Origin of the sequence: Catalinimonas alkaloidigena (genome assembly GCF_900100765.1) — a bacterium.
Classification (GTDB): domain Bacteria; phylum Bacteroidota; class Bacteroidia; order Cytophagales; family Flexibacteraceae; genus Mooreia; species Mooreia alkaloidigena.
On record NZ_FNFO01000001.1, the window covers coordinates 50,684 to 76,469 of the forward strand.

Here is a 25,786-nt window from a genome sequence, read left to right on the forward strand (position 1 = left end):
CTACTTCCGGCCGTAGTAATCCTGGGCGGTGTATCCAATCAGCCGATCGGCCCGTGCCCCCGGCGCGCGGTAATACGTCAGAATGTCGTAGATATTCTCGGTGATGTTGTAACTTCCTTCGAAGTACTGTTCGTCGATCTTGTTTCCCTGCACCAGCGCATAGCTATAGTTGTAGTACCCCTGCTTAAGTAGCATGGTGCCTACGTAAGCACCTGTTGCTTCGTCGTACTTTAGTCGAAATTCTTCTTTGGGGCGCCAGCTGGAAAGCTCGCCAAACACATAAACTTCGCCTTCGATCGGTGGAGTCAAGAGTTTGAAGTGAGCGTATACGTAATCGGCAGCGGTGTTGCTTTCACGCGTTTCATAATTCTCGATCACGAATTTCCCGTTCAGGTCTTGTAACTGGGTATAGACCGCCCGTCGTCGCGATTTGTCGGGCACCAGGTAAACGTCGACGCGCTGGTCGGTCCGGTCGATGCTGGCCATGCCAAACCCCAGAAACCGGTAGCTGCGCAGGTCGACCGTGCGGTACTCGTTCAGGCCCGGAAAGTTATTCTCCCCGCTGAAATACTGGTAGTCGAGCGTTCGATCGTTCGGGTCTACGTAGAGGGGCGCCAGCTTTAAGGCATTGTCCCACCGTCCGTTTTGCCGAACAAATGTCTGCATGTTTACCTGAGGATTGACCAGGTTCAACTGTGCGTAGTTGATGATAAAGTCCACCTGTTCGTTGGTTGCGCGCTGGGTTACGTCGGCCGAAAATTTGACGTCGGCCCGGATGCTGACCAATTCTTCGTAGACCGAAAAACGGCGGGTAAGTACGATGTCCTGTTCGTTGTTTTCCCGATAGACCACCACGACGTAGTTGCCCGAGACTTTCACGGGCGGGAGCGTCATGCTGTAATGCACGTAGGGCATCCGCGTATTGATGGAAATCTCGTAGTTAGTGATCTGAAACTGGTTGTATTCGAACATGTAATCCATGTCGAACAGTTGCGATTTCTCCCAGTTCGCATCGCAATGGATCAGTTTGAAATAGTAATTGAAGTACTGATCGCCCAGTTCGTCGAACTCCAGCATCAGTGCCGGCGGATTTTGCAGCGGGATCACCGGGTTGCTCAGCATCTGCTGGGCGTCGTTAGGGCCGGTGGTCAGCGGGTACAGCAGCGGAGTGCGAATGCGCTCTTCGTACGTGTAATCTGCCAGCCGGAGGGTTTTGTCCTGCACGGCACCCGTGGCCGTGACGCGGCCGTTTGCGTTGGTACCGGAGCCGGCTTGTTGCGCCACCGGAACGCACGTGCTGATCAAAAACGGCAGAGCCAGAAGGGGGAGAAGTCGGATCATGAGAAAAGGGTGCAACAAAGAAACGAACGTGTTTACGATCCTATTTTCTTTTCAAGCGCTTCAATCTCCAGCATCAGCTTCTCCCAGGCAGTATTCTGCGTGTCGATACTCTGTTGCAGGCGTTGGTAACGTCCGTTAACGGTGTGCAACTGATCCGGGTTGGCGTAAATGGTCGGGTCGGCCATCTCTTCTTCCAGTGTGGCTTTCTGACGTTCCAGCTCTTCGATTTCTTTCTCCTGCACTTCCAGCCGACCCCGCAGTTGCTTCAGCGTACGACGCGCCTCCTGGTGTTCTTGTGTATCGGCGGGGGAAGCGGTTTTCTGCGGCTGCGGGGCAGGCGCAGGAGCGGGCGGTGCGGAGGCGCGCTGCGCTTCGCGCTGCTGCTGCCAGTAGAGGTATTCGTCGAAGGTGCCCGGATATTCTTTGATTTCGTGCTCCTCGATGTACCAGATTTTGTTGGCGATGTGGCTCACGAAGTGCCGGTCGTGCGAAACGCACACAAAGCTGCCTTCGTATTGCTGCAGGGCCTGAATCAGGATGTTGACCGATTGCATGTCCAGGTGGTTGGTCGGTTCGTCCAGCAACAGAAAGTTGGCTTCCGAGATCAGCGTACGGGCCAGTGCCACGCGCGACTTTTCGCCTCCCGAAAGGACCTTGATTTTCTTAAACACCTCATCGTCTGAAAACAGAAAGCACCCCAGCACGGTCCGCAGTTCCATCTCGGTTTTGCCCGAGCCGGCCTGTTTCAATTCGTCGAGCAGGTTATTTTCGACGTTGAGCGATTCGAGTTGGTGCTGCGCGTAAAACGCCTGAATGACGTTGTAGCCCTCGTTGCGCTCTCCCTGCACCTGCTCGCCCCCCGACAGAATGCGCAGCAACGTTGATTTCCCCCGGCCGTTGGCACCGACGAGCGCAATTTTGTCGCCACGTTGCACCATCGCGTGCGTGTGCTGCAAGATCACTTTGTTGCCGTAGGCCTTCGACACATCTTTCAGTTCGATGACCTGCCGCCCCGAAGGCTGCGAAAAATTGAAGCGGAAATGGACCCGAGCGTTTTGATCGACGACGTCGTCGATGGTTTCCATGCGTTCGAGTGCTTTGACGCGCGATTGTACCTGCCGTGCCTTGGTAGCTTTGGAGCGGAACCGTTCGATGAAACGTTCCGTCTGGCGGATTTTCGCCTGTTGGTTCTCGTAGGCGTTCTTCTGAATTTCGTTGCGCAGAGACTTTTCTTCCAGGAAGAACGAGTAGTTGCCCGGATAGACGTTGAGTTGCTGTTGCGCCACTTCGACGATCATGTTCGAAACGTTGTCGAGAAACTGGCGGTCGTGTGATACGACAATGACGGCTCCTTCGTAGGTCGTCAGGTAATTCTCCACCCATTGGATGGACGGAAGGTCCAGGTGGTTGGTCGGTTCGTCGAGCATCAGGAGCGAAGGCTTTTGCAACAGCAGCTTGGCCAGCATCACCCGCATACGCCATCCGCCCGAAAACTCGCGCAATGGGCGCTGCAACTCGTCGGTCGAAAAGCCCAGCCCTTCCAGAATGGCTTCCGCGCGCGCCTGCATGGTATAGCCATCGAGCAGTTCGAACTCCTCCTGCAACCGCGTCAGTTTGTCAACCAGATGATCTTCGTAGTGCTTTTCCATCTGGTGCAGCACGTTGTCGATCTGTCGCTGTACTTCCAGGCCGCGCTCAAATGCCTGCATGGCGACCAGCAGAATGGAATCCTCCGTCTGGTAAGAAAGCAGGTCCTGGTTCAGGAAGCCGATGGAGCAATCGTTCGACATCGAAATCGATCCGCCATCGGGCGAATATTCGCCGGTGATCAGGCGCAGTAGGGTAGACTTGCCGGCACCGTTCGGGCCGATCAGACCAATGCGATCTTTGGGTTTGATGTGGAGCGAGGCCCCGTCGTAAAGCGTGCGGCCGCCAAAATGAAAGGACAGGTCGTTAATAGCGATCATACCACGAAGTTACGCATTGGTGCGCGAACCCATTGTACGCGCGTGCTAATTCGCCTTTGGTACGAAGCGTGTCCGGTAACTTCAGGAAAAAGTACGGCCGATGCCTACGGAACCAACCGACCGAAGCCGGTCCGTTCGCGCAGGATCACCGTTGCTATCCGCACGTGCGAAGAGCAGCCCAGCCTGCTGACCCTTGCTAAAAATGGTAGGAGGGAAGAGAATACTTCCGAAAGGAGAGAGAAGCGGTCGGAGTGCACACAATCTAGTACTTTTAGTCGCCTATCATCCGACCCTTATGTTAAAACCTGGTACTGTTGTTCCTGATTTGGTACTGCCTTCGCTCGATACGCCCGCATGGCATCTGACTGCCGAACGCCCTGCACATTTCACCATGCTGGTGTTCTACCGCGGGTACCATTGCCCGATTTGCCGGAAGTACCTGCACGATCTGGAAGTTTATATGCCGGAATTTCGCCAACGCGGTGTCAATCCTATCGCGCTTAGTTGCGACGTGCAGGCACGCGCGCAAATGGCCCGCGACGAGTGGTTTCTGCCCCACGTCCCCATTGCCTACGCACTGCCTCCGGAAACGGCCCGCAGTTGGGGCCTTTACCTGTCGCGCGGAAAAACTGCCTTCGAACCAGCGCTTTTTAATGAGCCCGGCATTTTCTTGCTGCGTCCTGATCGCACACTCTACGCAACATTTGTCCAGTCGATCGCCATGATGCGCCCGGCTTTCGATGATATGTTGCGGGCGCTGGATGTTATCATTCGGGAGGATTACCCGATTCACGGCGAAGCGTGATCAAGTACGAGAAGCGAGGTGTAAGGCTTAGCTCAGTTCTTCGACCGTGCTGACCACCTGACTAATCTCTTTCAGACGCAGCGAATAGTACATGTTTTTGCCTTCGCGCTCACAAAACAGCAGACCTTTGAGCCGCATGCCGGTGAGGTGGTGGGAGGTAAGCGACTGTTCGCTGCCGAGGTGTTCGCAAATTTCGTTTACCGACAAACGCTTGTAGTGACGGAGCAGGTCGACGATGCCCAGACGCAGGGGGTGAGCCATGGTCTTCAAAATAAGTGCAGCGCCTTCGAGCTTCTTGGTGGATAAGAATGAAGTGGTCATTTCTTTAGATGAATTAGTTAGTTACTTCGTTTAAATGCTAATATCCTAAATTATATCTTATCTTGATAGGTTAAGTTTATCATTTTATTACATAAACGTTAACTGGTTGAGCTTGAGGTTATTGCTGATCTTATGGTAGTTTGGAAGGAACGAAAGCTTTTCCGTTGTTGTAGTAGCGTAATACGTATTTCAGGAGTATGATCATTGTAGACAAGGCCATCGTCAGCGACGATGTAGCCGAGAAAGTGTTCGTCTGCCACTTGGAGAAGTGCAAAGGCGCGTGTTGTGTTGAAGGCGATTTGGGCGCTCCGCTGGAGCAGGATGAATTGGAGCAACTGGAGGAGATTTACCCCACGGTGGCCCCCTATCTTAGCGAAGCGGGCCGTAAAGCCATTGAGGAACAGGGCGTTTGGCTTCTGGATGAGGAGGGTGACTTCTCAACGCCGACCATCGGCGGGCGCGAATGTGCTTACGCGATATACGATGCAAAAGGTACATTAAAATGCGGCATCGAGCAGGCGCACCGTGACGGAAAAATTGATTTTCAGAAGCCTATTTCCTGCCATTTGTACCCGATCCGCATCACTCGCTACGAAGAGTTCGATGCGCTGAACTACGACGTGTGGGACATCTGCAGCCCCGCCTGCGAGTTGGGCGCTGCGCTGAATGTGCCCATCTACAAGTTTCTGAAAGAGCCTCTGATTCGTAAATACGGCCCGGCGTGGTACGCAAAACTCGTGGCCCAGATCGAACAAGTCCCTACTGCCGATGACGCCGGATCAACTACGTAACGAAATAAGAGCGCAACTGTCTTACCTGACGCCCGAACAGCTAGCGCAAGTACACGCCTGGTTGAAGGAGCAGTTTCCGGCGCAGTCCCCGAGTTTCCGGCCGCCTTCTGAAACGTCGGCACCGGAGGAGCGCGCGCGGCCCGAGCTGCCTGACGATTTTCGTCATCTGTTGAAATGCTAGGAGCGTGGGGCCGGGCCTCCTGAACAATTTACGGGAGGCCCCGCCGTTTCAAGAGTAACCGCACCCGCTTAACCCCCAGCCTCTGTGACAAACCTCTCCCATTTGTGGAGGAGCTGTGGGCTACTCTTCCTGGTAGCAACTCCTCTTCTCGCACAGCCCGTGCGCCACACCATCAGCGGCTACGTCCGCGAAGCAGGCAGTGCCGAACTGCTCATCGGTGTCAACGTCTATTTACCCGCCCTGCAGCGCGGCACCACCACCAATTCGTACGGATTCTATTCCCTCACCTTGCCTGAAGCTGATACAGTCGAGCTGGTGTTTTCGTATGTGGGCTATCAGCCCAAAAGCTTTCGCGTCCCCCTGCGTGCTGCCCAGCAGTTGGACGTAGCGTTGCGCGGCAGCATGACGTTGCAGGAAGTGGTGGTTGAAGCGCCGCCATCACCGCCGGTGAGCAGTACCGTGCAGATGAGTGCGGTCGAAGTGCCCATTGCGCAGGTCAAAGCCATTCCGGCGCTTCTGGGCGAAAAAGATGTGCTGAAGGTGCTGCAACTGATGCCCGGTGTGCAAAGTGGGTCGGAAGGCAACAGTGGCTTGTATGTGCGGGGCGGTGGCCCGGACCAGAACCTGATCATCCTCGACGATGCCGTCGTGTACAACGCCTATCACCTGTTCGGGTTCTTTTCGCTTTTTAACGGCGATGCCCTCAAAAGTGTGGAGTTGACCAAAGGCGGATTTCCAGCCCGGTACGGGGGGCGGCTCTCGTCGGTGTTGGAAATGAATATGAAAGACGGCAACAAAGAGACGTTGCAGGGCGAAGCCGGACTCGGGCTGATTTCTTCGCGCCTGACGCTGGAAGGTCCTCTGGTCAAAAACAAAGCTTCTTTTCTGATCTCCGGGCGGCGTACGTATGCCGATTTGCTGATTCGGCCTTTTCTGCCGGAAGGCGACGGCGGCTACTATTTCTGGGACTTGAACGGAAAGCTGAATTATGACTTCGGCCGGAACGATAAAGTATACCTGAGCGGGTATTTCGGGCGCGATCGTTTTTTCTTTTCTGAAAAAGAGGACGATTATCAGACCAAAGCTGGCATCAACTGGGGAAACGCCACCGGCACGGTGCGGTGGAATCACCTGTACAGCGAACGTCTTTTCGCCAATACTTCCCTGATTTTCAGCAATTACCGATTCAACATCTTCGTCGACGAGACGCAAACCGATGCCGAAGGACAGGAAGAAGAATTTAACCTGCGCTATTACTCGGGGGTACGCGACTGGTCCTTGAAGCACGACCTGTTTTACGTGCCCAATCCCCGGCATACGTTGCGGCTGGGCCTTCATACCACGCTCCATCGTTTCACCCCCAGTGCGTTTGTGGCCAACGATCCGGATGTTGGCGAAAACCGCCGTGAGGTGACCCCCATCGACGGCGTGGAGTCAGGTGTTTACCTGGAAGATACGTACCAGCCCACCCCTCTGTGGCTCCTGAACGGAGGCATACGGCTGAGCCATTTTTATACCAACGGTCGGCACTATATCAATCCTGAGCCGCGACTTGCGCTGGCCTACAAGTTTCGTGACGACTGGTCGGTGAAGGCCTCGTATGCTACCATGAACCAATACATTCACCTGTTGTCAAACACAGGAGTCGGGTTGCCGACGGACCTGTGGGTGCCCTCCACCGCGCGGATCAGGCCTCAGCGTTCGCAACAGGTCGCTCTGGGGCTGGCAAAAGACTTTATGCAGCGTGATCTGGCGCTTACCATCGAAGGCTACTATAAAAAGATGGACCATATTATCAATTATAAGGAAGGCGCCAGTTTTTTCCTGATTGAAGACGGACCCGAGGGGGCCGCTCCCGTTTCGTGGGAAGAGAATGTGACGACCGGGCAGGGGTGGTCGTATGGCGCCGAGGTGCTGTTGCAGCGGAAGGTGGGCAAATTTTCGGGCTGGATCGGCTACACACTTTCGTGGACGCAGTTGCAGTTTGAGGAACTCAACCAAGGCAAGCCGTTTTGGGCGCGCTACGATCGCCGGCACGACGTTTCGGTGGTGGGTATCTATCGTCCGTCCGACCGCATCACGCTGTCAGGAACCTGGGTATATGGAACGGGCAATGCCATCACGCTGCCCCTGGCCGACTACCGCGCGCCATACCACATTCCAGGCCAGTCGGCGGGGCGTTACAGCGGCAACTACTGGGTCGGGGGCTACAACGTCGAAGACTACGGTGAGCGCAATGCGTACCGAATGGCCCCGTACCATCGTTTGGACGTTGGCATTCAGTTTCACAAGCAAACCGGATGGGGCGAACGAACGTGGGAGCTCAGTTTTTACAATACCTATGCCCGCCAGAATCCCTTCTTTTACTTTATAGAAGACGACCAAACGTACGATGAGCAGACGCAGCAAACCACCTACCGCACCTTGCTGAAGCAGGTGTCGCTTTTCCCCATCGTGCCTTCGATCTCTTACAGCCTAAAATTTTGAACGATGATCCACTCGAATTACCGAACCTGGTTGGTGAGCGGTGCCGTAGGGCTGGGCCTGGCGGCCTGCGTGCAAGAGGTGCCTGAACGCTATGTGCCGACGGTTACGCCTAAGTTGGTCGTGACGGGTTTTATCGGGGCTGGCGATTCTTTGCTGGAAGTGGAGGTCGCACGCACGTTGCCAATTTATACGGTAAAGCAGAACTGGAACGAAGTCGAAATAGTAGAAGGGGCAGAGGTGCGTATTTCAGACGGCCAGGAAGCATGGACGCTGGAACTGGTGGACTCGGCCGGCGTGTACCGACGGATCATCCCGACCGACTTTATTAAACCGGAACGGACTTATTATCTGCATGTGACCACGCCCACGGGCGAGCAGGCGGAAGCATTGTGTACGGTACCGTCGCCGGGTGGCGATTACCAAATGACCTACACGATAGACACGGCCGTTCGGAAGTATCCTTACCAGGAAATAGACGATACGCTGCAATACCTTTCCCTTTTCTGGGACGATGTTCCCGGCACCGGCGACTTCTATCATGCGTACGCACACCTGCGTTACGAGGCAATCTACTATGATTGGGTGGACGGGCAGATTGTGGACTCGGTATGGACCGAACAGGAATCTCACATTTTTTTCTCGGACGGCATTAGCGGCACGAGCGACGAGGGGCGCGATGGCGAGCGGCTGGTTGCGCGCGGTGGCTACCTGCAACGCTTGAACGATGGGGGCAACGCGTGGGAACAGCGCCGTAATCTCCGACTGACAGCCTACTTGCTGCGGGTCGACGAAAATTATTACCGCTACCACAGTGCCCTGCAGCAACAGTGGGAGAGTGATGGCAATCCGTTTGCCGAACCCGCCCCGCTGTTCTCCAACCTGGAAGGTGCCTTAGGCGCGTTTGGCGCTTTTCATGCCACAACCCTGGAAATAGAGCTTTAAATATGGGCTCTGCGCGGAGAGGCGTTGCTTACAGAAACCAGCGGCAACCAACATTGAGCCGATACAAGCTACGCGTGCTCCCAGTTGAAGGTATCGATTTCTTCCAGCGCGCGCACGAGGAGCGTAATGCATTGCTGCAGGTCTTCCTTGTGCGCCATCTCGATAACCTGATGGAGGTGACGGGTGGGGATGGAAATGGCCCCGGCAATGGAGCCGCGTTTGCCCATGCGTTGCAAGCTGGCCGTGTCGGTGCCGCCCCCGGTCAGAATTTCAGTTTGCCACTTGATGGCATGTTTTTCGGCCGTTTTTTGCAGGTAATCTACCATGCGGTAGTCGCAAATTACCGACTGATCCATGATTTTAATGGCTGCGCCCTGCCCCAGCGACGTGATTTGCTCGTGAGGCTTTGAGCCCGGCAAATCATACGCTACCGTGACGTCCAGCGCAATGCCAAAGTCGGGGGCTAGCGCATGTGTGGCAACGCTAGCGCCCCGGAGCCCGACCTCTTCCTGTACCGTAAAGACGGCATACAGGTCGTAAGGGAGGCTGTTGATTTGGCGAAGTGCTTCAATCAGCACGAATACAGAGGCTCGGTTATCGAGCGATTTACAATTGACACATTCACCTATCTCCACTAGTTCGCGCTCGCGGGTAATCGGGTCGCCTGGCTTTACCAACCGCTCCACTTCCTTCTTGCTCATGCCCAGGTCGATGAAGAAATCGGTCAGTTGAGGCGCCTTGGTGCGCTCTTCCGCCGACATGACATGCACCGGCTTGCTACTCATGACGCCCAGCAGATCTTTCCGGCCGTGGACGATCACCCGCTGGGCCACCAGGGTTTTAGGATCAAATCCTCCTAACGGGTGAAAACGTACGAAGCCGTTGTCGTCGATGTGCGTGACGATAAAGCCGATCTCATCCATATGTGCGGCTACCATCACTTTATAGCCCTCCGGATTATTCGTGCCTTTTTTCAGCGCAATCAGGTTGCCCAGGTTGTCGGTCCAGGCGTCGTCAACGAGCGAACGAATCTCTTCTTGAATGATTTTGCGGATCCGTTGTTCGAAGCCGGGAGCACCCGCGGCTTCGCAAACGCGTTTCAGTAGTTGAATGTTAAGATTCCCCATGTTGTCAGATCGGAATGAATCAACATCCCTAGTGAACAACGGTCAGCTTCACCATATTGGCGTGCCTTTTTTCTTTGAGCGGAACGCTAGCTGTGTTGATAAAGAGGTCGCCTTTTTTCAGGTGACCTTTTTCCACCAGGATGTCTTTCAGGTCTTCGATAATTTGGTCGGTGTTGTCTTTGCTCTCGTAGAAGATGGTCCGGACTCCCCACAGAAGGCCCAGTTGCGTGAGCAGGTGACGACGCCGTGTGAAAATAAATACGTCGGCTTTCGGACGATGTCTAATCAGCCGGAAGGCAGAAAAGCCTGAGCTGGTAATGCCGCAAACCGCTTGTGCACGTGTGTTTTGTGCCAGTGTACAAGCCGAAGCGATTACGCTGTCGCTGGCCAGCAGTTCAGGATCGTCGTTGTCTTCAATGTCAAAGTGATACTTATAATAAATGTCGTTGCACTCTTCTTCCACCCGGGCAACAACCCGCCGCATGGCTTCTACCGCACGCACAGGATAGCTACCCGCTGCAGTTTCTGCGCTAAGCATCACCGCATCGGCTCCGTCCATCACGGCGTTGGCCACGTCGTTGGCCTCGGCACGGGTCGGCCGTGGGTTGGTAATCATGCTCTCCATCATCTGCGTCGCGATGATGACCGGTTTGCCCGCTTTGTTGCATTTCTGCACGATGGTTTTCTGAACCAGCGGTACTTCTTCCATCGGAATTTCTACCCCCAGGTCACCACGGGCCACCATCAGGGCGTCGGCGACTTCAATAATTTCGTCGATGTTGCGGACCGCTTGTGGCTTTTCGATCTTGGCAACGACTTTGGTTTTCTTTCCTTTTTCCGCAATGATGCGTTTCACTTCCCGGAGATCGTCGGCTTTGCGTACAAACGATAGCGCTACCCAGTCTACGTCCATCTCAAGGCCAAACAGCAGGTCCTCGTAATCTTTCTCGGTTAGCGAAGGCGCCGAAACTACGGTATCGGGCAGGTTAATGCCTTTGCGCGATTTCAGAATGCCTCCGTAAATCACCTTCGCTACCACTTCACGGTTTTCCACCTTCACGACCTTGAGTTCCAGGTTGCCGTCGTCGATCAAAATTGTATCGCCAGGGTGTACGTCTTCGGGAAGCGACTGGTACGTGGTGCTGACCTTTTGGGCATTGCCCACCATTTTTTGGGTAGAAATGGTCAACAGTTCGCCAGGAACCAGTTCAACACCGTTGTTTTCTACTTCGTCAGTACGAATTTTTGGCCCCTGCAAATCCTGCAAAATGCAGATGTAAGTGCCGAGTTCCTCGTTCAGGCTGCGGATGTTTTCTACCACTTTGCGGTGGTCTTCATGGCTGCCATGCGAGAAATTGAGGCGGAAAACATCCGCACCCGCTTCAATAAGTTGCTGTAAAACACCTCGCTCACGAGAGGCTGGACCGACGGTCGCTAAAATTTTGGTCTTGTTAAAAGGAATGCCCATAGAATAGATTCGCTATTAAGGGGTAGTGTGATTTGTTACAATGGTGGTTAGGCATTGCAATTTGCTACAATTCCCTGAGATACGATAGAAACTGCCAGGCATTCAGGCTATTACTTTTATTTTTATAAATTTTAGTAAAAATATGCAATGAAAAGATGGAAAACTAATTTTATCGTCCAGTTTCGTGCATTACACGATTAACGGCGGTTTTCCCAAAGGCAATTCTGCTAGGGGGGGAATTGGCGGACGCTTATGGCAGTTCTGTCCAAAAGTGACGCTGCACCTAAAAAGTAGAGCTAATTTTCAGCTATTTAGCCCCGAAAGCCCGTTATTGACATTGTTAAGACAAATGCATTTCTTTGCAGCCGGGTTTTCCACTTTAAATTGTAAAAAAATGTCAGAAATCGCACAGAAAGTAAAAAGTATTATCATCGATAAACTAGGCGTGGAGGAGTCGGAAGTGACACCCGAAGCTAGCTTCACCAATGACCTGGGTGCTGACTCGCTCGATACCGTTGAACTGATCATGGAATTTGAGAAAGAGTTCAACATCTCGATCCCCGACGACCAAGCCGAAAATATTTCTACTGTAGGGCAAGCCATCTCCTACCTCGAAGAGCACGTAAAATAACGTACTTTTGATTCGAACACCTCCTTTATGCAATTAAAACGAGTGGTAATTACCGGGCTGGGCGCGCTTACTCCCTTGGGAAATTCTGTTCCGGAATATTGGGAAGGATTACGCAATGGAGTAAGCGGGGCCGCCCCGATTACCAATTTCGACGCCAGTAAATTTCGTACCCGTTTTGCATGCGAACTCAAAGGATTCGATCCTTTGCAATACTTTGATCGCAAGGAAGCCCGCAAATTGGACCCCTTCTCGCAGTACGCCGTAGTGGCGGCCGAACAGGCCGTTCAAGACGCGCGGCTGGTAGAAGACAAGGTGAACCCCGACCGCGTTGGGGTGATCTGGGGATCGGGAATTGGAGGAATCCGCACGTTTCAGGACGAAATGGATGGGTTCTTCAAAGGCGACGGAACGCCTCGTTTTAACCCATTTTTTATCCCGAAAATGATTGCCGATAGCTCCTCCGGCAACATTTCGATCCGTTACGGATTTCGGGGACCCAACTTTGTCACCACTTCGGCCTGTGCTTCTTCGTCCGATTCGATTGTAGCTGCCTACAACTACATTCGGTTGGGCCTGGCCGATGTGATGGTGACGGGTGGCTCAGAAGCCGCGATTACCGAAGCCGGGGTCGGCGGTTTTAACGCCATCAAAGCCATGAGCGAGCGCAACGACGATCCAACAACTGCCTCGCGTCCGTACGACAAAGACCGTGACGGATTTGTGTTGGGCGAAGGCGCAGGCGCACTGGTGCTGGAAGAGTGGGAACACGCCAAAGCACGGGGTGCCACCATTTACGGGGAGCTGATTGGCGGCGGTATGTCGGCTGATGCGTACCACATTACCGCTCCCGACCCTGAAGGGAAGGGCGTGGTGCTGGTGATGGAAAATGCGCTCAAAGATGCCGGCATCCGCCCCGAAGACGTCGATTACATCAACACCCACGGGACCAGTACGCCCCTGGGCGATGGCGCCGAAGTCAAAGCGATTCAGCAGGTATTTGGCGAGCACGCCTATAACCTGAACATCAGCTCTACCAAGTCGATGACGGGTCACCTGTTGGGCGCTGCCGGTGCCATCGAGGCCGTTGCCAGCGTACTGGCCGTCAAGCACGGAATTATTCCTCCGACCATCAACCATTTTACCGACGACGAGGAAATCGATTCGCGACTTAACTTTACCTTTAACGAAGCGCAGGAGCGGCCCCTTCAGGTGGCCCTGAGCAATACGTTTGGTTTTGGTGGACACAACACCACCGTAATTTTTCGAAAAGTCGACATGTGAAGCCGATCTTAAGCTATCTAAAACTTTACAGAACACAAGAAGATAGAGAGCTTGCCACTGCTTTTGCACGCATTATCGGCCGAAAACCGCTCAATTTAGACCTGTACAAGCTTGCCATCCGCCATGCTTCTTCCACCGTGGTGGTGGAAACCGGGCGGAACAACAGTAACGAACGACTTGAGTATTTGGGCGATGCCATTCTCGGGGCGATCGTAGCCGACTATTTATTTAAAAAATTTCCGTATCAGGACGAAGGGTTTCTCACCGAAATCCGCTCGCGCATCGTAAACCGGGAGTCGCTGAACCAACTGGCCCGTAAAATCGGGCTTTCGGTGTTGGTAGAGTTCGATTCCCGTCGGCGGTCGCGCCTTTCCCACAAATCCATTTACGGCGACGCCCTCGAAGCCTTGGTGGGAGCCGTTTACCTGGACCAGGGATTCAAACGTTGCCAGGCGTTTGTCTTACAACGACTGATCGGCCCCCACTTTGATCTCGATCAGGTCGTGCAGACCAATCTTAATTTCAAAAGTCGCCTGATCGAATGGGCGCAGCGCGAAAACCAGTCGATTCGCTTCGAAATTATCGAGGAATCGGGCAGCCAGCATTCCCGTGAGTTTGTGGCGCAGGTCGTGGTCAACGACGAAGCCATCAGCACAGGCAATGGCTTCAGTAAGAAAAAAGCCGAACAAGCCGCCGCAGCCAAAGCCTGCGAACTACTCAGCTTGCTGTAACTTTGGGTTACCGCCAATGACGCTTATGAGAAAACGTATCGTGGCAGGGGCTGCCCTGAACCAGATTCCCATTGATTGGGAAGGAAACCGAAACCGCATTCTAGAGGCGCTGCAACAAGCGCGTGCCGCGCAAGTCGACCTGTTGTGTTTGCCCGAATTGTGCATTACCGGCTACGGGTGCGAAGACCTGTTTCTGAGCGAATGGGTACCGGCGCGTGCCGTAGAAGCACTGCTGGAGCTGGTACCGCATTGCACCGATCTGACGGTGGCCATTGGCCTGCCCGTCCGGTTCGAAGGAAAAACCTACGATTGCGCCGCGCTGGTGCACAACGGCGTGCTGCTGGGCATTCAGGCCAAGCAGTTTATGGCCAACGAAGGCGTCCACTACGAGCCCCGTTGGTTTACTCCCTGGCCCACGGCTGAGGAGAGCACGATTGAAATCGAAGGACAGACGTATCCTTTCGGTGATATTATTTTCGAAGTGGAAGGCGTACGCATCGGTTTCGAGATTTGCGAAGACGCTTGGCATGGTCCGAAGCGGCCTGGCGTAAGCCATTGCCGGCGTGGCGGGGTCGACCTCATTCTGAACCCTAGTGCCAGCCATTTTGCTTTTGCCAAAACCCTGATCCGGCACGATCTGGTGCTGGACGGGGCGCAGCGCTTCCGGTGTGCCTACGTATACGCCAATTTAATTGGCAACGAGGCCGGAAAGATGATCTACGACGGTGAGATCCTGATCGCTCAGCACGGACGCTTGCTGAAGCGCAACGCGTTGCTGTCGTTCCGGGATGTTAACCTGGTGACCACTGAGCTGGATTTCGATGCCGATCCGGAGCAGCCTCTGCCTTCGTTGCCTCCCTACGCGGTCAGCAAGGAAGAAGAGTTTGCGGCGGCCGTTCCTCTGGCCTTATTCGATTACATGCGCAAAAGCCGCAGTCGGGGGTTTGTGCTCTCCCTCAGCGGCGGTGCCGATTCATCGGCTTGTGCGGTGCTGGTGGCGGAGATGGTGCGCCGAGGTTGTAACGAGTTGGGCGTAGAGGCCTTTGCGCAGAAAGCGGGCTGTCTGACCGAAGAAGAGATGGCCGCCTTGCTGGGAAAAGCACCGGAGGTACAACTACTCTACTTAACGCAGTGCCTGTTACGGTGCGCCTATCAGGGAACGGTCAATTCCTCGCAGGCAACCTTGGCATCGGCCCAGAATCTGGCCGAGTCGGTCGGGGCAGCTTTTTACGAATGGAAAATCGACGATGAGGTTGCAGGCTATACACGTAAAATCGAACGTGCTCTGGGCCGTCCGCTGACGTGGGAACGCGACGACATCACCCTCCAGAATATTCAGGCACGGGCACGCTCGCCCATCATCTGGATGCTGACTAATGCGACAGGAGCGCTGCTGATGGCCACTTCAAACCGAAGTGAGGGCGACGTGGGATATGCCACGATGGACGGGGACACCTCCGGTAGCATTTCGCCCATTGCGGGGGTAGACAAGCACTTCATCAGCCGCTGGCTACGTTGGGCGGAAGAGAGGTTAGGTTACACGGGCCTGCACGATGTCAATTCCCTGACTCCGACGGCCGAATTGCGTCCACTGGAAAACTCCCAAACCGACGAAGGCGACCTGATGCCTTACCGCGTGTTGTACGAGATTGAGCGCCTGGCCATCCGCGACCGTCAGTCGCCTATACACGTGTACCGCAAGCTTGTGGAGGCCGAGCTGGAGCCACCCGCGCTGCTGCGCAGTCATGTCATTAAGTTTTTCCGGTTGTGGTCGCGGAATCAGTGGAAACGGGAACGATTGGCCCCGTCGTTTCACGTGGACGATTTCAGCGTCGATCCGCGCAGCTGGTGTCGGTTCCCCATCCTGTCCAGTGGATTTACGGAGGAACTCAAAGCCTTGGAGTTAGAGGAAGTTCCCGAGCTGATTACGGTTGCTGGGCGTCGAGCGGAATCCAGAACATAAAGCGATAGGAGGCGATGCGGTCATTGCCTTGGCGCGTGCCGTACGTACCCACGTTGTCCAGGTAGTCGCTCATGGCGTTGAACCAGCCTGCCTGAAATCCAACACCATAATAATTGGGAAACGTATACACCGCGCCGAGCGAAGTAGGCAGCATTAGGGTGACCACACCATAGTTTTCGTTCGGTGCGCGGGTGGCCGATTGATCCGCCAGGCGTTTCCCCTCCTGATCTTTGGGCGCGTAACGCAGCAGACCGGCGCCTTGCATCACATAGAGTTTGAAGTGCTCGCGGCTGATTACGTTGAGGCGTAGTGCGTACTGAGCCGCTACCAGCGACGTGGTAAACGACGTGTTGGGGTTGCGTTCCGCCGGGATGTCCTCAGTGAAACGGGGCTGTAAGCTCTGGCCCGTGATGCGCCCTACCGCGAGTTGCAGGCTGCCGTTTAGCCGCTTTTTCCGGTTAAAATGCAGGGCGGCGTGATACAGGGGCGTCCATTGCCGGTACGTCGCCGACAAATCTCCTTTATAGGCGTTCGCACTCAGGCCAACTTCCAGCCACCGGGTGGGTGCTTGGGCGTGCATGCCCATGACGATCATACACATCCCGCAGAGTGTCAGCCATTTTATCATACCACAAAAGATACTTATCCCGAGGGGAGCCTTCCAATTCGATGCAAGTTAATTCCTATTTGCGTGCAAAAACAAAAACCGATCCTGCGGGAAACAGAATCGGTTTCTAAGAAGATTGAGTAACAGGCTTTTATAAGCCTGAAAAATCGAAAGATTCCAGGAATGAGGTATCGAATTTACCAGAGCGGAACTTTTCGTTATCCATCAGGCGAATGTGAAATGGAATGGTCGTTTTCACGCCTTCGATGATGAACTCCTGCAGGGCCCGCTTCATCCGCACGATGGCTTCCTCCCGGGTCTGCGCACTTACGATCAGCTTGGCGATCATCGAATCGTAGTTCGGCGGAATGGTGTAACCCGCGTATACGTGCGAGTCAACCCGTACGCCGTGTCCACCCGGCAGATGCAGGTTGGTGATACGCCCGGGCGACGGACGGAACCCATGCCCCGGGTCTTCGGCGTTGATGCGGCACTCAATGGCGTGCATTTTCGGATAATAGTTCTTACCCGTGACCGGCGTACCGGCAGCGACCTTGATCTGCTCTTTGATCAGGTCAAAATCAGTTACTTCTTCGGTGACGGGGTGCTCTACCTGAATACGGGTATTCATCTCCATGAAGTAGAAATTGCCGTGTTTGTCCACCAGAAATTCGATGGTACCGGCACCTTCATAGTTAATGGACTCGGCCCCGCGTACGGCCGCTTCGCCCATCCGCTTCCGCAGATCGTCGTCCAGGATAGGAGAGGGCGTTTCTTCTACCAGCTTCTGGTGGCGGCGCTGAATGGAACAGTCCCGCTCGGAGAGGTGCGATACTTTGCCGTACTGATCACCCACCACCTGAATTTCTACGTGGCGTGGCTCTTCAATGTACTTCTCCAGGTAAACGCCGTCGTTGCCAAAAGCCGCACCCGCCTCGACGCGCGCGTCGCGCCAGGCTTTGTCAAATTCCTGGGCACTGCGGATCACCCGCATGCCCCGACCACCGCCGCCGGCCGTAGCTTTCAAAATGACCGGGAAGCCGATTTCTTCGGCAATACTTCGGCCTTCTTCCAGTGACTGCAACAGGCCCTCCGATCCAGGAATGGTCGGGACGCCCGCCCGCTTCATGGTATCCTTGGCCGAGGCTTTGTCGCCCATGGAGTTGATCATGTCGGGGCTCGGCCCGATGAATTTGATCTTATACTCCTGACAGACTTTGGAAAACTCCGCGTTTTCGGAGAGAAATCCGTAACCCGGATGAATGGCATCGGCGTTGGTGATCTCGGCCGCTGCGATAATATTGGGGATGTTCAGGTACGATTGGGCACTGACAGCGGGTCCGATGCACACGGCCTCGTCGGCGAATCGCACGTGCAGGCTATCCTTGTCGGCCGTTGAGTAAACCGCTACCGTTTTGATGCCCATCTCGCGGCAGGTCCGAATCACGCGCAGGGCGATCTCGCCGCGATTAGCAATCAAAATTTTCTTAAACATGGGGGAGAACTAGACGTGTGAAAAATCAGATCGGCTCAACCAGGAACAACGGCTGATCGTACTCCACCGGGGTGGCGTTTTCTACCAGCACCTTCACAATTCGTCCGGAAACTTCCGACTCGATTTCATTGAAGAGCTTCATGGCTTCGACAATGCAAAGGGCCTGGCCCGGCTTGATCTCGTCTCCCACGTTGACAAAAGGAGCCGAATCAGGGCTAGTCGACCGGTAGAACGTGCCGATCATGGGCGAGCGCACGGTGATGTGATTTGAAGCAGCAGGTTTCTCTGACGCCGCGGCTGCGGGCGACGGGGTGGCCGGCGTAGCGGGGGCAGCCGGGGCAGAAGCCGCGGCGGGTGCGGCGCTGGCTACCGGTGCTGCCTGCACGGGGGCGGCCGAAACCACAACGGGCTGCACATTCTTTTTGACGGACAGTTTGAACTGCTCAGTTTCGATGTTGACTTCATCGAGACCCGACTGTGCAATGAAACTAATGAGGTCTTGTATTTCTTTTGCTTTCATATACAGCTTATTTGACGCGCTCGTAGTAGGAACGAGTGCGGGTGTCTACACGAATCATCTCATCCTGGTCGATAAACAGAGGGACCTGAATCACGGCTCCGGTTTCCAGCGTCGCTGGTTTGGTGGTGTTGGTGGCCGTATCGCCACGTAAGCCTGGCTCGGTATAGGTTACCTGAAGCTCCACAAACGAAGGCAGTTCACAACTCAATACAGTTTCGGTTTCTGCATGAAACAGAATTTCGACTTCCTGACCATCTTTCAACAGATCGGGCTCGTTGATTTTCGATTCCTCCAGCGGAATCTGCTCGAACGTGTTGGTGTCCATGAAGTGATAGCCCAGGTCATCTTTGTACAGGAACTGATGAGGCCGTCGTTCGATGCGGGCGGTGGTAACTTTCACGCCTGAGTTAAACGTGTTGTCGATCACGCGTCCATTGGAAAGGCTCTTCAGTTTCGTACGCACAAAGGCGGCTCCTTTGCCGGGTTTCACGTGCTGAAACTCTACAATGGTATAAAGGTCGTTGTTAAACTCAATGGTCAAACCGTTCCGAAAGTCTGCGGTAGTAGCCATAGAAATAAGTTAGATTAAAGTAAGTCGGTCAGGAGGGCGTACCGTCGTAAGCCCACTTCAGGTAGATCGCTCCCCAGGTAAACCCGCCGCCAAAGGCCGCCAGCACCAGGTTATCACCTTTCTTCAGTTTGGATTCGTAATCCCATAAGCACAGGGGAATCGTGGCGTTGGTCGTGTTGCCATACCGCTGGATGTTGATCATCACCTTGTCCAGGCCCACGCCCATACGTTGCGCCGTAGCTTCGATGATGCGCTTGTTGGCTTGGTGAGGCACTAGCCACGCTACATCGTTACTGGTCAGGTGATTTTTCGACATGATTTCGGCGGCCACTTCTGCCATGTTGGTGACGGCAAATTTAAAAACGGTGGCTCCTTCCTGGTACACGTAGTGCTCGCGGGCCGCTACCGTTTCCTGCGAGGGCGGACGACGGCTACCACCGGCTTTCTGGTAGAGATGGGCAGCACCGGCCCCGTCGGAATGAAGAATGGCATCGAACAGACCGAATCCCTCCGTATCGGGCTCCAACAGCACCGCACCGGCCCCGTCACCGAAGATGACGCACGTGGTGCGGTCTTCGTAATCGACAATCGACGACATTTTATCGGCGCCGACCACAATCACTTTCTGATAGCGACCCGTTTCGATGAACTGCGCACCGGTCGCCAGCGAAAAGAGAAAGCCCGAACAGGCGGCTTGCACGTCGTAGCCAAACGCATGACGTGCACCCACCATGTCGGCAATGAGGTTGGCCGTAGCAGGAAAAACAAAGTCGGGGGTCGTTGTGGCGCATATGATCAGGTCAACTTCCTCAGGGGCCACGCCTGTTTTCTGGAGTAACTTGCTGACCGCTTCCGCGGCCATGTGAGAGGTGCCCTTTCCTTCTCCTTTTAAGATGCGTCGCTCTTTAATTCCGGTCCGGGTCGTGATCCATTCGTCGTTGGTGTCGACCATAGTCGACAACTCTTCGTTCGTCAGCACATACTCGGGGACGTATCCCTGGATGCCCCGAATTGCCGCTCGAATTTTAGTCATAAAAAAGCGTAAGTACGTACGAAAACCTAGTCTTCGCTAAGGGCTTTCTTGATTTTCAGGTGAATCTGAGCCTCGGCCATGCGGGCCGCCTGTAAGCACATGTTTTTGATGGCCATGGCAGATGAGACACCATGGCCGATCAGGACGTTTCCGTTCACGCCGATGATGGGACTGCCGCCTACAGCTTCGTAATTGAAATTACGGAAGAAATCCAGATCAACTTTGCCCTCCAGCTGCTCAAAGATATGGTGTTCTTCCAAGAGGTCGTAAAAATCCTCGGCCAATTTTAGAATCACGTTGCCCGTAAAGCCGTCACAGACAATTACATCGACTTTGTCGCGGAACAGATCACGGCCCTCGACGTTGCCCACGAAGTTGACGTGCCGGTTCAGTTTCAGCAATTGGTAAGCGGCCTGGGTCAGCAGCGTTCCTTTCTCTTCTTCCTCGCCCAGGTTGACCAGTGCCACCCGTGGGCGTTCGATGTTGAGTACGTGGCGCGCGTACAGCGAGCCGATGTGGCCGAATTGGGCCAGCACATCGGGTTTGACTTCGGCATTGGCACCTACGTCCAGGATAACCGCGTGGCCGCCGGTGATTTTGGGCGCAAAGCCTGCAATGGCGGGGCGGATGATGCCCTCAATGGCACGGATGCTGAAGATAGCACCCACGTGCATAGCACCCGTGTTGCCGGCGCTGCAAAAGGCCTGCACATCGCCGCGGCGCAAAAGGCCAAAACCTACTGCAATGCTGGATTCAGGTTTTTGGGTAAACGCTTTGGTCGGGTGTTCGCTCATCCGAATAACGTCGGGAGCGTGGCAAATGCTCAGCTTTCCGGCGCTCGGTTGGCGTCCGCCCAACTGATTTTCAATAACCGATTGTTGCCCGACCAAAACAACTTCCGAGCCCGAAGGTAACTCGTCAGCGGCCAGAAGCGCACCTTCTACTGTGGCTTCTGGAGCAAAGTCGCCGCCCATGGCGTCGAGGGCAATTTTTATCATATTCTGTTTGAACGCAGTGGGTGTTGCGGGCACGGCTACTGATGCGCCCGCAACGTACCATTAGATTGACAGCGGGAACTTAAGTAGAAGATTAATAATCTTCCCGGCCTTTCATCACTTTTCTGCCTCTGTACATGCCGGTTTCCAAGTTTACCCGGTGCATTTGCGTCGTTTCGCCAGTCGTAGGATCGGTGAACAACGTCGGTTCGCTCAGTTTGTAGTGCGTTCTGCGCTTGTCACGGCGCGTTTTCGAAATTTTTCTCTTAGGATGTGCCATAATCCGATATTAATAAAAGGGAAGACTGCTCGTCTTCCGGGGTTTACAATGTATGTTTAATTCAAATTTTCTCGGTCTCGCAGCGCCCGCAGTGCGTCCCACCGCGGATCGGCCGCCTTGTCCGAAGAAGCGTCGTCGTCCGAGGCTTCTTCCGGCATCTGGGTGGAAGACTGGTAGAAAAAGCCTTGTGCCGTTTCGTCGTCTTCTGTTCGGCAGTCAGGGTGCAACTTCCGCATCGGAATCGCCAGGCCAATAAAGTCGTACACGTGTTGCCCCAGCGAAAGGTAGTGCGCGTCGCGCGGAATAACGAACAAGTCGTCATCCAGTTCTTCTGCTTCCTCCCCAAACTTGAAAATGACCCGGTGGGTCACGTCGATCGGCTCGTCGAAAGGCTCCAGCGAACGGTCACAAATCAGTTCTACGGTGCCTTTGATATGAAAACGAGTCGTGATCATCGTTTCAGACTTGCTCAACTCCAGGTCGACGCGCAGGTTGCCCCGCTCGGCGATGGAAGGAGAGAAGGCCGAAAAAAATGCTTCATGTACCTCCAGAACATAATTTTTTACTGTTCCGGGCTGAAGGCTCGCTATTTCAATCTCAAACTCTTTCACCCTCACCAAATCAAAGGCCGCAAAGCTAGCCAACTTCCATTGATTTTAAAAGCGTTTGGCCCGTTACTCGTGTATGGAATCAAGCGTTTGCCTGCCGAACGGTGGCGATGCGATGGGCCAATAACAGGGCTTCCTGCATCGAAGTGGCATCGGCCTGCCCTTTGCCCGCCAGGTCGTAGGCGGTGCCGTGGTCGGGCGACGTGCGGACCAGCGAAAGGCCGGCGGTGTAGTTAACGCCGTTGGCAAACGCAATGGTTTTGAACGGCACCAGACCCTGGTCGTGGTACATGGCCAGCACCGCATCGAACTTGTTGAATTGCCCCGTGCCGAAAAAGCCGTCGGCCGGATACGGACCGTAGACCAGCCGCCCTTTGGTGCGTTCTTCTTCGATGATCGGTTGCAGAATGTCCTTTTCTTCGTGGCCCAGCAAGCCGTTTTCGCCCGCGTGCGGGTTAAGCCCCAGCACTGCAATGCGCGGTTTGGTAATGCCGAAATCTTTCCGCAGCGAGTCGTACAGCAGGCGCAGCTTGGTGCGTACACGTTCGGGCGTGATCAGCTTGGCAACCTGGCCGAGCGACACGTGGCCGGTCACGGTACCCACGCGCAACTCGTCGCTGACCATCAGCATCAGGCTCTCGGCCACGCCGCACACCGACGCAAAATATTCGGTATGGCCGGGAAACGAGAACGACTCACTTTGCATGTTGTGCTTGTTGATCGGGGCCGTCACCACGGCCTGAATGTGTCCGGCTTGCAGGTCTTTGGTGGCGTGTTGCAGCGAAAGCCAGGCACACTGGCCTGCTTCGGGCGTTACCTGGCCGGGCGTTACGTTGTAGTCTTCTTCCCAGCAGTTGATGACGTTGATTTTACGCGCCTGGGGTGGCTGGTCGGGTTTCAACTGGTAAAACGAGGGGCAATCGTCGCCCAGCATTTTTCGGTAAAAGGCCAGGATGCGCCCCGATCCATAGATCACAGGCGTACACACCTGCAACAGCCGGTCGTACGTAAAAGACTTGAGGATGACTTCCGGCCCAATGCCGTTGAAATCGCCCAGCGTAATGCCGATGGTGGGTACAGTAGCTTTATGTTTTTCTTCCATTGAATACGAGGGTAGGTAGCGCTTCCGTTCGTAAACGCAACTGAACGAAAAGTGTTAATCGCGTAGCAAATCGCTACTTTGGCGGCAATTTACTAGGATTGTCCAACTCTTTAGCGGAAATAGCCGGAGGCACGATCAGCCGCTTTGCTCCCTTTCCTGCCTGATCAACACACCCATTATGCCGAACGTCCGTCCGAAAAAACACCTGGGTCAGCACTTTCTGAAAGATCGGAAGATTGCCCAAAACATTGCCGACCAGCTCACTGGACACGGGGGATGGACCAAAGTCGTCGAAATAGGGCCGGGCACAGGCGTATTGACCGACTTCCTGGTGCAAAAAGACTTGCCCCTTTGGCTGGTCGAAATCGACGACGAATCGGTGGTGTATCTAAAAGAAGCGTATCCCGCCCTGACGCCCCAATTGCTGCATACCGACTTTTTAACGTTGGACTTGCCGAAACAATTTGGCGACGAGCCGCTTGCCGTGATCGGTAATTTTCCTTATAACATTTCGTCCCAGATCTTTTTTCACCTGCTCAAGTACCGCCATCAGGTCACCGAAATCGTGGGCATGTTGCAGCGCGAAGTAGCGCAACGGCTGGCCGAACCGCCCGGCAGCCGGACCTACGGCATTCTGAGTGTGCTGCTGCAGGCGTTTTACGACGTGGAGTATTGTTTCACGGTGTCGGAACACGTCTTCAAACCACCGCCGAAAGTAAAGTCGGGCGTAATCCGCTTGCGGCGCAACGAACGCACCACCCTGGCGTGCGACGAAGCCTTGTTTTTTAGAGTGGTGAAGACGGCCTTCAACCAACGCCGGAAAACGCTTCGCAATGCGCTGAAGCCGATGCTGACCCCTGAATCCGACCTGCCACCGGCACTACTCGACAAGCGTGCCGAGCAACTGGGCGTCGACGAGTTTGTGCGCCTGACGCAGGGGATAAAGAATGCGTGAAGGGGGGCCTTAACGGCAGCTTTTCAGGGTATTTTCTGTAGTGATTCTTCATCGGCGCATGGCTCCCAACCGGCTGGTGCGAGTCGCCTCATGGCGCAGCGTTAGGGCCTCACAAATTCGCCGTCTCACTATCTCTTCCCACGGATTGGTGGTTCGGCATATCCCCCTATTTTTGCGGCGCATAACGAATAAACTATGTCTGAACAACCAACAGAAAGCTACACAGGCTTTGAACTTTCGCGGGAGTTTCTGGAGGAGATTCAGACGTCGATTAAGAGCGAAGATCGGGAACGGCTGCAGGAACGCCTGGAGCCCCTCCATCCGGCCGACATCTCCCAGGTATTGGAAGAACTCGATGCCGATGAGGCCAAGTACGTACTGGCGCAGCTCGATCATGAAACCGGTGCGGAGATCATCTCGAACCTGGAAACCGAAACGCGTCGCCGGTTTCTCCGCAACTTTTCTTCGGAAGAACTGGCCGCCTACATGTACCACATCGATTCGGACGATGCGGCCGACATTCTGAACGAACAGCCCATTCAGGTCCGTGAAGAGATCATTGCCCACATCGACGACCCCAAAGTGGCTTCCGATGTGCTGGAACTGCTCCGCTACGAAGAAGACCGCGCCGGGGGGCTGATGGCGAAAGAGCTGGTGAAGGCCAACGTCAACTGGTCGATTCGGCAGTGCATCGAAGAGATTCGTCGGCAGGCCGAAGAAGTAGAGCGGCTGTATTCCGTCTATGTGGTCGACGACCGCGACAAGCTGCTGGGCCGCGTTTCCTTGAAGCGCATCGTGCTGGCCAACGACCGCGCCCGGGTCGCCGACATTTACGAGCCTGACGTGATCGCCATCGAATCGTACCGCGATGCCGAAGAGGTAGCCGAAATCATGCGCCGTTACGACCTGGAGGCCATTCCGGTCATCAACGTGCAAGGCAAGCTGCTGGGGCGCATCACCATCGACGACGTGGTCGACGTCATTACCGAGCAAGCGGAGAAAGATCAGCAGATCATGTCGGGTTTGACCGAAACGCCCGAAGACGACGACAGCGTCTGGTCTTTGTCGCGGGCTCGTCTGCCTTGGTTGCTCATCGGCATGATGGGGGGGCTGTTGGGCGCCCGGTTCATCGGTGTGTTTGAAGATGACCTGACGGTGATCCCGGCCATGGCCTTTTTCATTCCGCTGATCACCGCGACTGGCGGAAATGTCGGCATCCAGTCGTCGACGGTAGTGGTGCAAAGTCTGGCAAACCGTTCGGCCCTGGGCGACAGTTTCTGGGGGCGAATGCTCAAGGTGTTATTAGTAGCTTTGGTAAACGCCCTGGTCATTTCGATGGTGGTGTTCGGATTTGTGTTCATCAGCGAATCCATCAAAATGGCGTTTGTGGTGGCCATTGCTCTGTTCAGCGTGGTGATGCTGGCGTCGCTGATGGGCACGCTAACGCCCCTGGCGCTCGATCATTTCGGCATCAATCCGGCGGTGGCGTCCGGGCCGTTTATCACCACAGCCAACGACCTGCTGGGATTGGCCGTATATTTTTCCGTAGCGCATCTGTTGTATCAGTTGTAACGCCAGGCTGCC

At 54.7% G+C, this 25,786-nt stretch carries 24 protein-coding genes; 10 read left to right on the top strand and 14 right to left on the bottom strand.

Going from position 1 to position 25,786, the window contains the following annotated elements; translation table 11 throughout:
- Together BLR44_RS00235 and BLR44_RS00240 are read right to left on the bottom strand one after the other, a co-directional pair.
- Entirely contained in the window at positions 1-1,341 is a 1,341-nt protein-coding gene (locus BLR44_RS00235) for a type IX secretion system plug protein (RefSeq protein ID WP_143017039.1), read from the bottom strand.
- A gap of 32 nt (positions 1,342-1,373) precedes the next feature.
- Positions 1,374-3,308, bottom strand: coding sequence for an ABC-F family ATP-binding cassette domain-containing protein (locus BLR44_RS00240; RefSeq protein ID WP_089677748.1), 1,935 nt, complete (start codon positions 3,306-3,308; stop codon positions 1,374-1,376).
- Between the two features lie 295 nt (positions 3,309-3,603).
- Here BLR44_RS00240 and BLR44_RS00245 point away from each other — a divergent pair, with 295 nt between their 5' ends.
- Positions 3,604-4,113: a peroxiredoxin-like family protein gene (locus tag BLR44_RS00245; RefSeq protein WP_089677750.1), complete on the top strand. Its 510-nt coding sequence runs from the start codon at positions 3,604-3,606 to the stop codon at positions 4,111-4,113.
- Positions 4,114-4,140: 27 nt separating this feature from the next.
- Here BLR44_RS00245 and BLR44_RS00250 read toward each other — a convergent pair whose 3' ends face one another.
- The gene (locus BLR44_RS00250; RefSeq protein ID WP_089677753.1) at positions 4,141-4,434 is read right to left on the bottom strand and encodes an ArsR/SmtB family transcription factor; all 294 of its coding nucleotides are present in this window, start codon (positions 4,432-4,434) and stop codon (positions 4,141-4,143) included.
- Between the two features lie 197 nt (positions 4,435-4,631).
- Between BLR44_RS00250 and BLR44_RS00255 the strand changes: the two genes are divergently transcribed.
- The 3 genes from BLR44_RS00255 to BLR44_RS00265 all read left to right on the top strand — a co-directional run bounded on the left by BLR44_RS00255 (position 4,632) and on the right by BLR44_RS00265 (position 8,835).
- Complete coding sequence (locus BLR44_RS00255; protein WP_089677755.1) at positions 4,632-5,225, top strand: DUF3109 family protein; 594 nt, start codon at positions 4,632-4,634, stop codon at positions 5,223-5,225.
- A 265-nt stretch (positions 5,226-5,490) separates the two neighbouring features.
- On the top strand, positions 5,491-7,893 hold the full coding sequence (locus BLR44_RS00260) for a TonB-dependent receptor (RefSeq protein WP_410493009.1): 2,403 nt from the start codon (positions 5,491-5,493) through the stop codon (positions 7,891-7,893).
- Positions 7,894-7,896: 3 nt separating this feature from the next.
- Positions 7,897-8,835, top strand: coding sequence for a DUF4249 domain-containing protein (locus tag BLR44_RS00265; protein WP_089677758.1), 939 nt, complete (start codon positions 7,897-7,899; stop codon positions 8,833-8,835).
- A gap of 68 nt (positions 8,836-8,903) precedes the next feature.
- Here the strand turns inward: BLR44_RS00265 and BLR44_RS00270 are convergent, their stop codons facing one another.
- Both BLR44_RS00270 and pyk read right to left on the bottom strand, forming a co-directional pair.
- Entirely contained in the window at positions 8,904-9,962 is a 1,059-nt protein-coding gene (locus BLR44_RS00270; protein WP_089677761.1) for a M42 family metallopeptidase, read from the bottom strand.
- Positions 9,963-9,990: 28 nt separating this feature from the next.
- Positions 9,991-11,430, bottom strand: a complete 1,440-nt coding sequence (pyk, locus tag BLR44_RS00275) for a pyruvate kinase (RefSeq protein ID WP_176955836.1) — start codon at positions 11,428-11,430, stop codon at positions 9,991-9,993.
- 394 nt (positions 11,431-11,824) lie between these two features.
- Here pyk and BLR44_RS00280 point away from each other — a divergent pair, with 394 nt between their 5' ends.
- From BLR44_RS00280 to BLR44_RS00295, 4 genes are read left to right on the top strand one after another with little or no spacing between them, the layout of a single operon-like run.
- Positions 11,825-12,061, top strand: a complete 237-nt coding sequence (locus BLR44_RS00280) for an acyl carrier protein (protein ID WP_089677763.1) — start codon at positions 11,825-11,827, stop codon at positions 12,059-12,061.
- A 27-nt stretch (positions 12,062-12,088) separates the two neighbouring features.
- Entirely contained in the window at positions 12,089-13,342 is a 1,254-nt protein-coding gene (gene fabF, locus BLR44_RS00285) for a beta-ketoacyl-ACP synthase II (RefSeq protein ID WP_089677765.1), read from the top strand.
- Complete coding sequence (rnc, locus tag BLR44_RS00290) at positions 13,339-14,073, top strand: ribonuclease III (protein ID WP_089677767.1); 735 nt, start codon at positions 13,339-13,341, stop codon at positions 14,071-14,073. The genes fabF and rnc overlap by 4 nt, the downstream gene beginning before the upstream one ends.
- Before the next feature lie 25 nt (positions 14,074-14,098).
- Positions 14,099-16,036, top strand: a complete 1,938-nt coding sequence (locus BLR44_RS00295) for a nitrilase-related carbon-nitrogen hydrolase (RefSeq protein ID WP_317042754.1) — start codon at positions 14,099-14,101, stop codon at positions 16,034-16,036.
- Here BLR44_RS00295 and BLR44_RS00300 read toward each other — a convergent pair.
- The 9 genes from BLR44_RS00300 to pdxA all read right to left on the bottom strand — a co-directional run bounded on the left by BLR44_RS00300 (position 15,999) and on the right by pdxA (position 23,247).
- Entirely contained in the window at positions 15,999-16,664 is a 666-nt protein-coding gene (locus BLR44_RS00300; protein ID WP_143017040.1) for a hypothetical protein, read from the bottom strand. The two genes, BLR44_RS00295 and BLR44_RS00300, sit on opposite strands and share 38 nt — an antisense overlap.
- Positions 16,665-16,794: 130 nt before the next feature.
- On the bottom strand, positions 16,795-18,138 hold the full coding sequence (gene accC, locus BLR44_RS00305) for an acetyl-CoA carboxylase biotin carboxylase subunit (RefSeq protein WP_089677772.1): 1,344 nt from the start codon (positions 18,136-18,138) through the stop codon (positions 16,795-16,797).
- 25 nt (positions 18,139-18,163) lie between these two features.
- Positions 18,164-18,658, bottom strand: coding sequence for an acetyl-CoA carboxylase biotin carboxyl carrier protein (gene accB, locus BLR44_RS00310; protein ID WP_089677774.1), 495 nt, complete (start codon positions 18,656-18,658; stop codon positions 18,164-18,166).
- Between the two features lie 7 nt (positions 18,659-18,665).
- Complete coding sequence (gene efp / locus BLR44_RS00315) at positions 18,666-19,229, bottom strand: elongation factor P (RefSeq protein WP_089677775.1); 564 nt, start codon at positions 19,227-19,229, stop codon at positions 18,666-18,668.
- A 28-nt stretch (positions 19,230-19,257) separates the two neighbouring features.
- Positions 19,258-20,262 carry a beta-ketoacyl-ACP synthase III gene (locus BLR44_RS00320; protein ID WP_089677777.1) on the bottom strand — a complete coding sequence of 335 codons (1,005 nt, stop codon included), beginning with the start codon at positions 20,260-20,262 and terminating at the stop codon, positions 19,258-19,260.
- A 26-nt stretch (positions 20,263-20,288) separates the two neighbouring features.
- Entirely contained in the window at positions 20,289-21,257 is a 969-nt protein-coding gene (gene plsX / locus BLR44_RS00325; protein WP_089679027.1) for a phosphate acyltransferase PlsX, read from the bottom strand.
- A 94-nt stretch (positions 21,258-21,351) separates the two neighbouring features.
- Positions 21,352-21,537 carry a 50S ribosomal protein L32 gene (rpmF, locus tag BLR44_RS00330; protein WP_089677779.1) on the bottom strand — a complete coding sequence of 62 codons (186 nt, stop codon included), beginning with the start codon at positions 21,535-21,537 and terminating at the stop codon, positions 21,352-21,354.
- Between the two features lie 56 nt (positions 21,538-21,593).
- The gene (locus BLR44_RS00335; protein WP_089677781.1) at positions 21,594-22,181 is read right to left on the bottom strand and encodes a YceD family protein; all 588 of its coding nucleotides are present in this window, start codon (positions 22,179-22,181) and stop codon (positions 21,594-21,596) included.
- Between the two features lie 46 nt (positions 22,182-22,227).
- Positions 22,228-23,247 (bottom strand): 4-hydroxythreonine-4-phosphate dehydrogenase PdxA, encoded by a 1,020-nt coding sequence (gene pdxA / locus BLR44_RS00340; RefSeq protein WP_089677783.1) that lies wholly within the window; start codon positions 23,245-23,247, stop codon positions 22,228-22,230.
- Between the two features lie 178 nt (positions 23,248-23,425).
- On the opposite strand from pdxA, the gene rsmA reads away from it, so the two are divergent.
- Entirely contained in the window at positions 23,426-24,202 is a 777-nt protein-coding gene (gene rsmA / locus BLR44_RS00345) for a 16S rRNA (adenine(1518)-N(6)/adenine(1519)-N(6))-dimethyltransferase RsmA (RefSeq protein WP_089677786.1), read from the top strand.
- A 195-nt stretch (positions 24,203-24,397) separates the two neighbouring features.
- On the top strand, positions 24,398-25,774 hold the full coding sequence (gene mgtE, locus BLR44_RS00350) for a magnesium transporter (protein WP_089677788.1): 1,377 nt from the start codon (positions 24,398-24,400) through the stop codon (positions 25,772-25,774).
- Positions 25,775-25,786: the final 12 nt, after the last annotated feature.

What these genes read in the sequence shown, in the direction of transcription:
- BLR44_RS00235 (WP_143017039.1), bottom strand. Translation starts at nt 1,341, where the DNA reads ATGATCCGACTTCTCCCCCTTCTGGCTCTGCCGTTTTTGATCAGCACG.
- BLR44_RS00240 (WP_089677748.1), bottom strand. Translation starts at nt 3,308, where the DNA reads ATGATCGCTATTAACGACCTGTCCTTTCATTTTGGCGGCCGCACGCTT.
- BLR44_RS00245 (WP_089677750.1), top strand. Translation starts at nt 3,604, where the DNA reads ATGTTAAAACCTGGTACTGTTGTTCCTGATTTGGTACTGCCTTCGCTC.
- BLR44_RS00250 (WP_089677753.1), bottom strand. Translation starts at nt 4,434, where the DNA reads ATGACCACTTCATTCTTATCCACCAAGAAGCTCGAAGGCGCTGCACTT.
- BLR44_RS00255 (WP_089677755.1), top strand. Translation starts at nt 4,632, where the DNA reads ATGATCATTGTAGACAAGGCCATCGTCAGCGACGATGTAGCCGAGAAA.
- BLR44_RS00265 (WP_089677758.1), top strand. Translation starts at nt 7,897, where the DNA reads ATGATCCACTCGAATTACCGAACCTGGTTGGTGAGCGGTGCCGTAGGG.
- BLR44_RS00270 (WP_089677761.1), bottom strand. Translation starts at nt 9,962, where the DNA reads ATGGGGAATCTTAACATTCAACTACTGAAACGCGTTTGCGAAGCCGCG.
- pyk (WP_176955836.1), bottom strand. Translation starts at nt 11,430, where the DNA reads ATGGGCATTCCTTTTAACAAGACCAAAATTTTAGCGACCGTCGGTCCA.
- BLR44_RS00280 (WP_089677763.1), top strand. Translation starts at nt 11,825, where the DNA reads ATGTCAGAAATCGCACAGAAAGTAAAAAGTATTATCATCGATAAACTA.
- fabF (WP_089677765.1), top strand. Translation starts at nt 12,089, where the DNA reads ATGCAATTAAAACGAGTGGTAATTACCGGGCTGGGCGCGCTTACTCCC.
- BLR44_RS00295 (WP_317042754.1), top strand. Translation starts at nt 14,099, where the DNA reads ATGAGAAAACGTATCGTGGCAGGGGCTGCCCTGAACCAGATTCCCATT.
- BLR44_RS00300 (WP_143017040.1), bottom strand. Translation starts at nt 16,664, where the DNA reads ATGATAAAATGGCTGACACTCTGCGGGATGTGTATGATCGTCATGGGC.
- accC (WP_089677772.1), bottom strand. Translation starts at nt 18,138, where the DNA reads ATGTTTAAGAAAATTTTGATTGCTAATCGCGGCGAGATCGCCCTGCGC.
- accB (WP_089677774.1), bottom strand. Translation starts at nt 18,658, where the DNA reads ATGAAAGCAAAAGAAATACAAGACCTCATTAGTTTCATTGCACAGTCG.
- efp (WP_089677775.1), bottom strand. Translation starts at nt 19,229, where the DNA reads ATGGCTACTACCGCAGACTTTCGGAACGGTTTGACCATTGAGTTTAAC.
- BLR44_RS00320 (WP_089677777.1), bottom strand. Translation starts at nt 20,262, where the DNA reads ATGACTAAAATTCGAGCGGCAATTCGGGGCATCCAGGGATACGTCCCC.
- rpmF (WP_089677779.1), bottom strand. Translation starts at nt 21,537, where the DNA reads ATGGCACATCCTAAGAGAAAAATTTCGAAAACGCGCCGTGACAAGCGC.
- pdxA (WP_089677783.1), bottom strand. Translation starts at nt 23,247, where the DNA reads ATGGAAGAAAAACATAAAGCTACTGTACCCACCATCGGCATTACGCTG.
- rsmA (WP_089677786.1), top strand. Translation starts at nt 23,426, where the DNA reads ATGCCGAACGTCCGTCCGAAAAAACACCTGGGTCAGCACTTTCTGAAA.
- mgtE (WP_089677788.1), top strand. Translation starts at nt 24,398, where the DNA reads ATGTCTGAACAACCAACAGAAAGCTACACAGGCTTTGAACTTTCGCGG.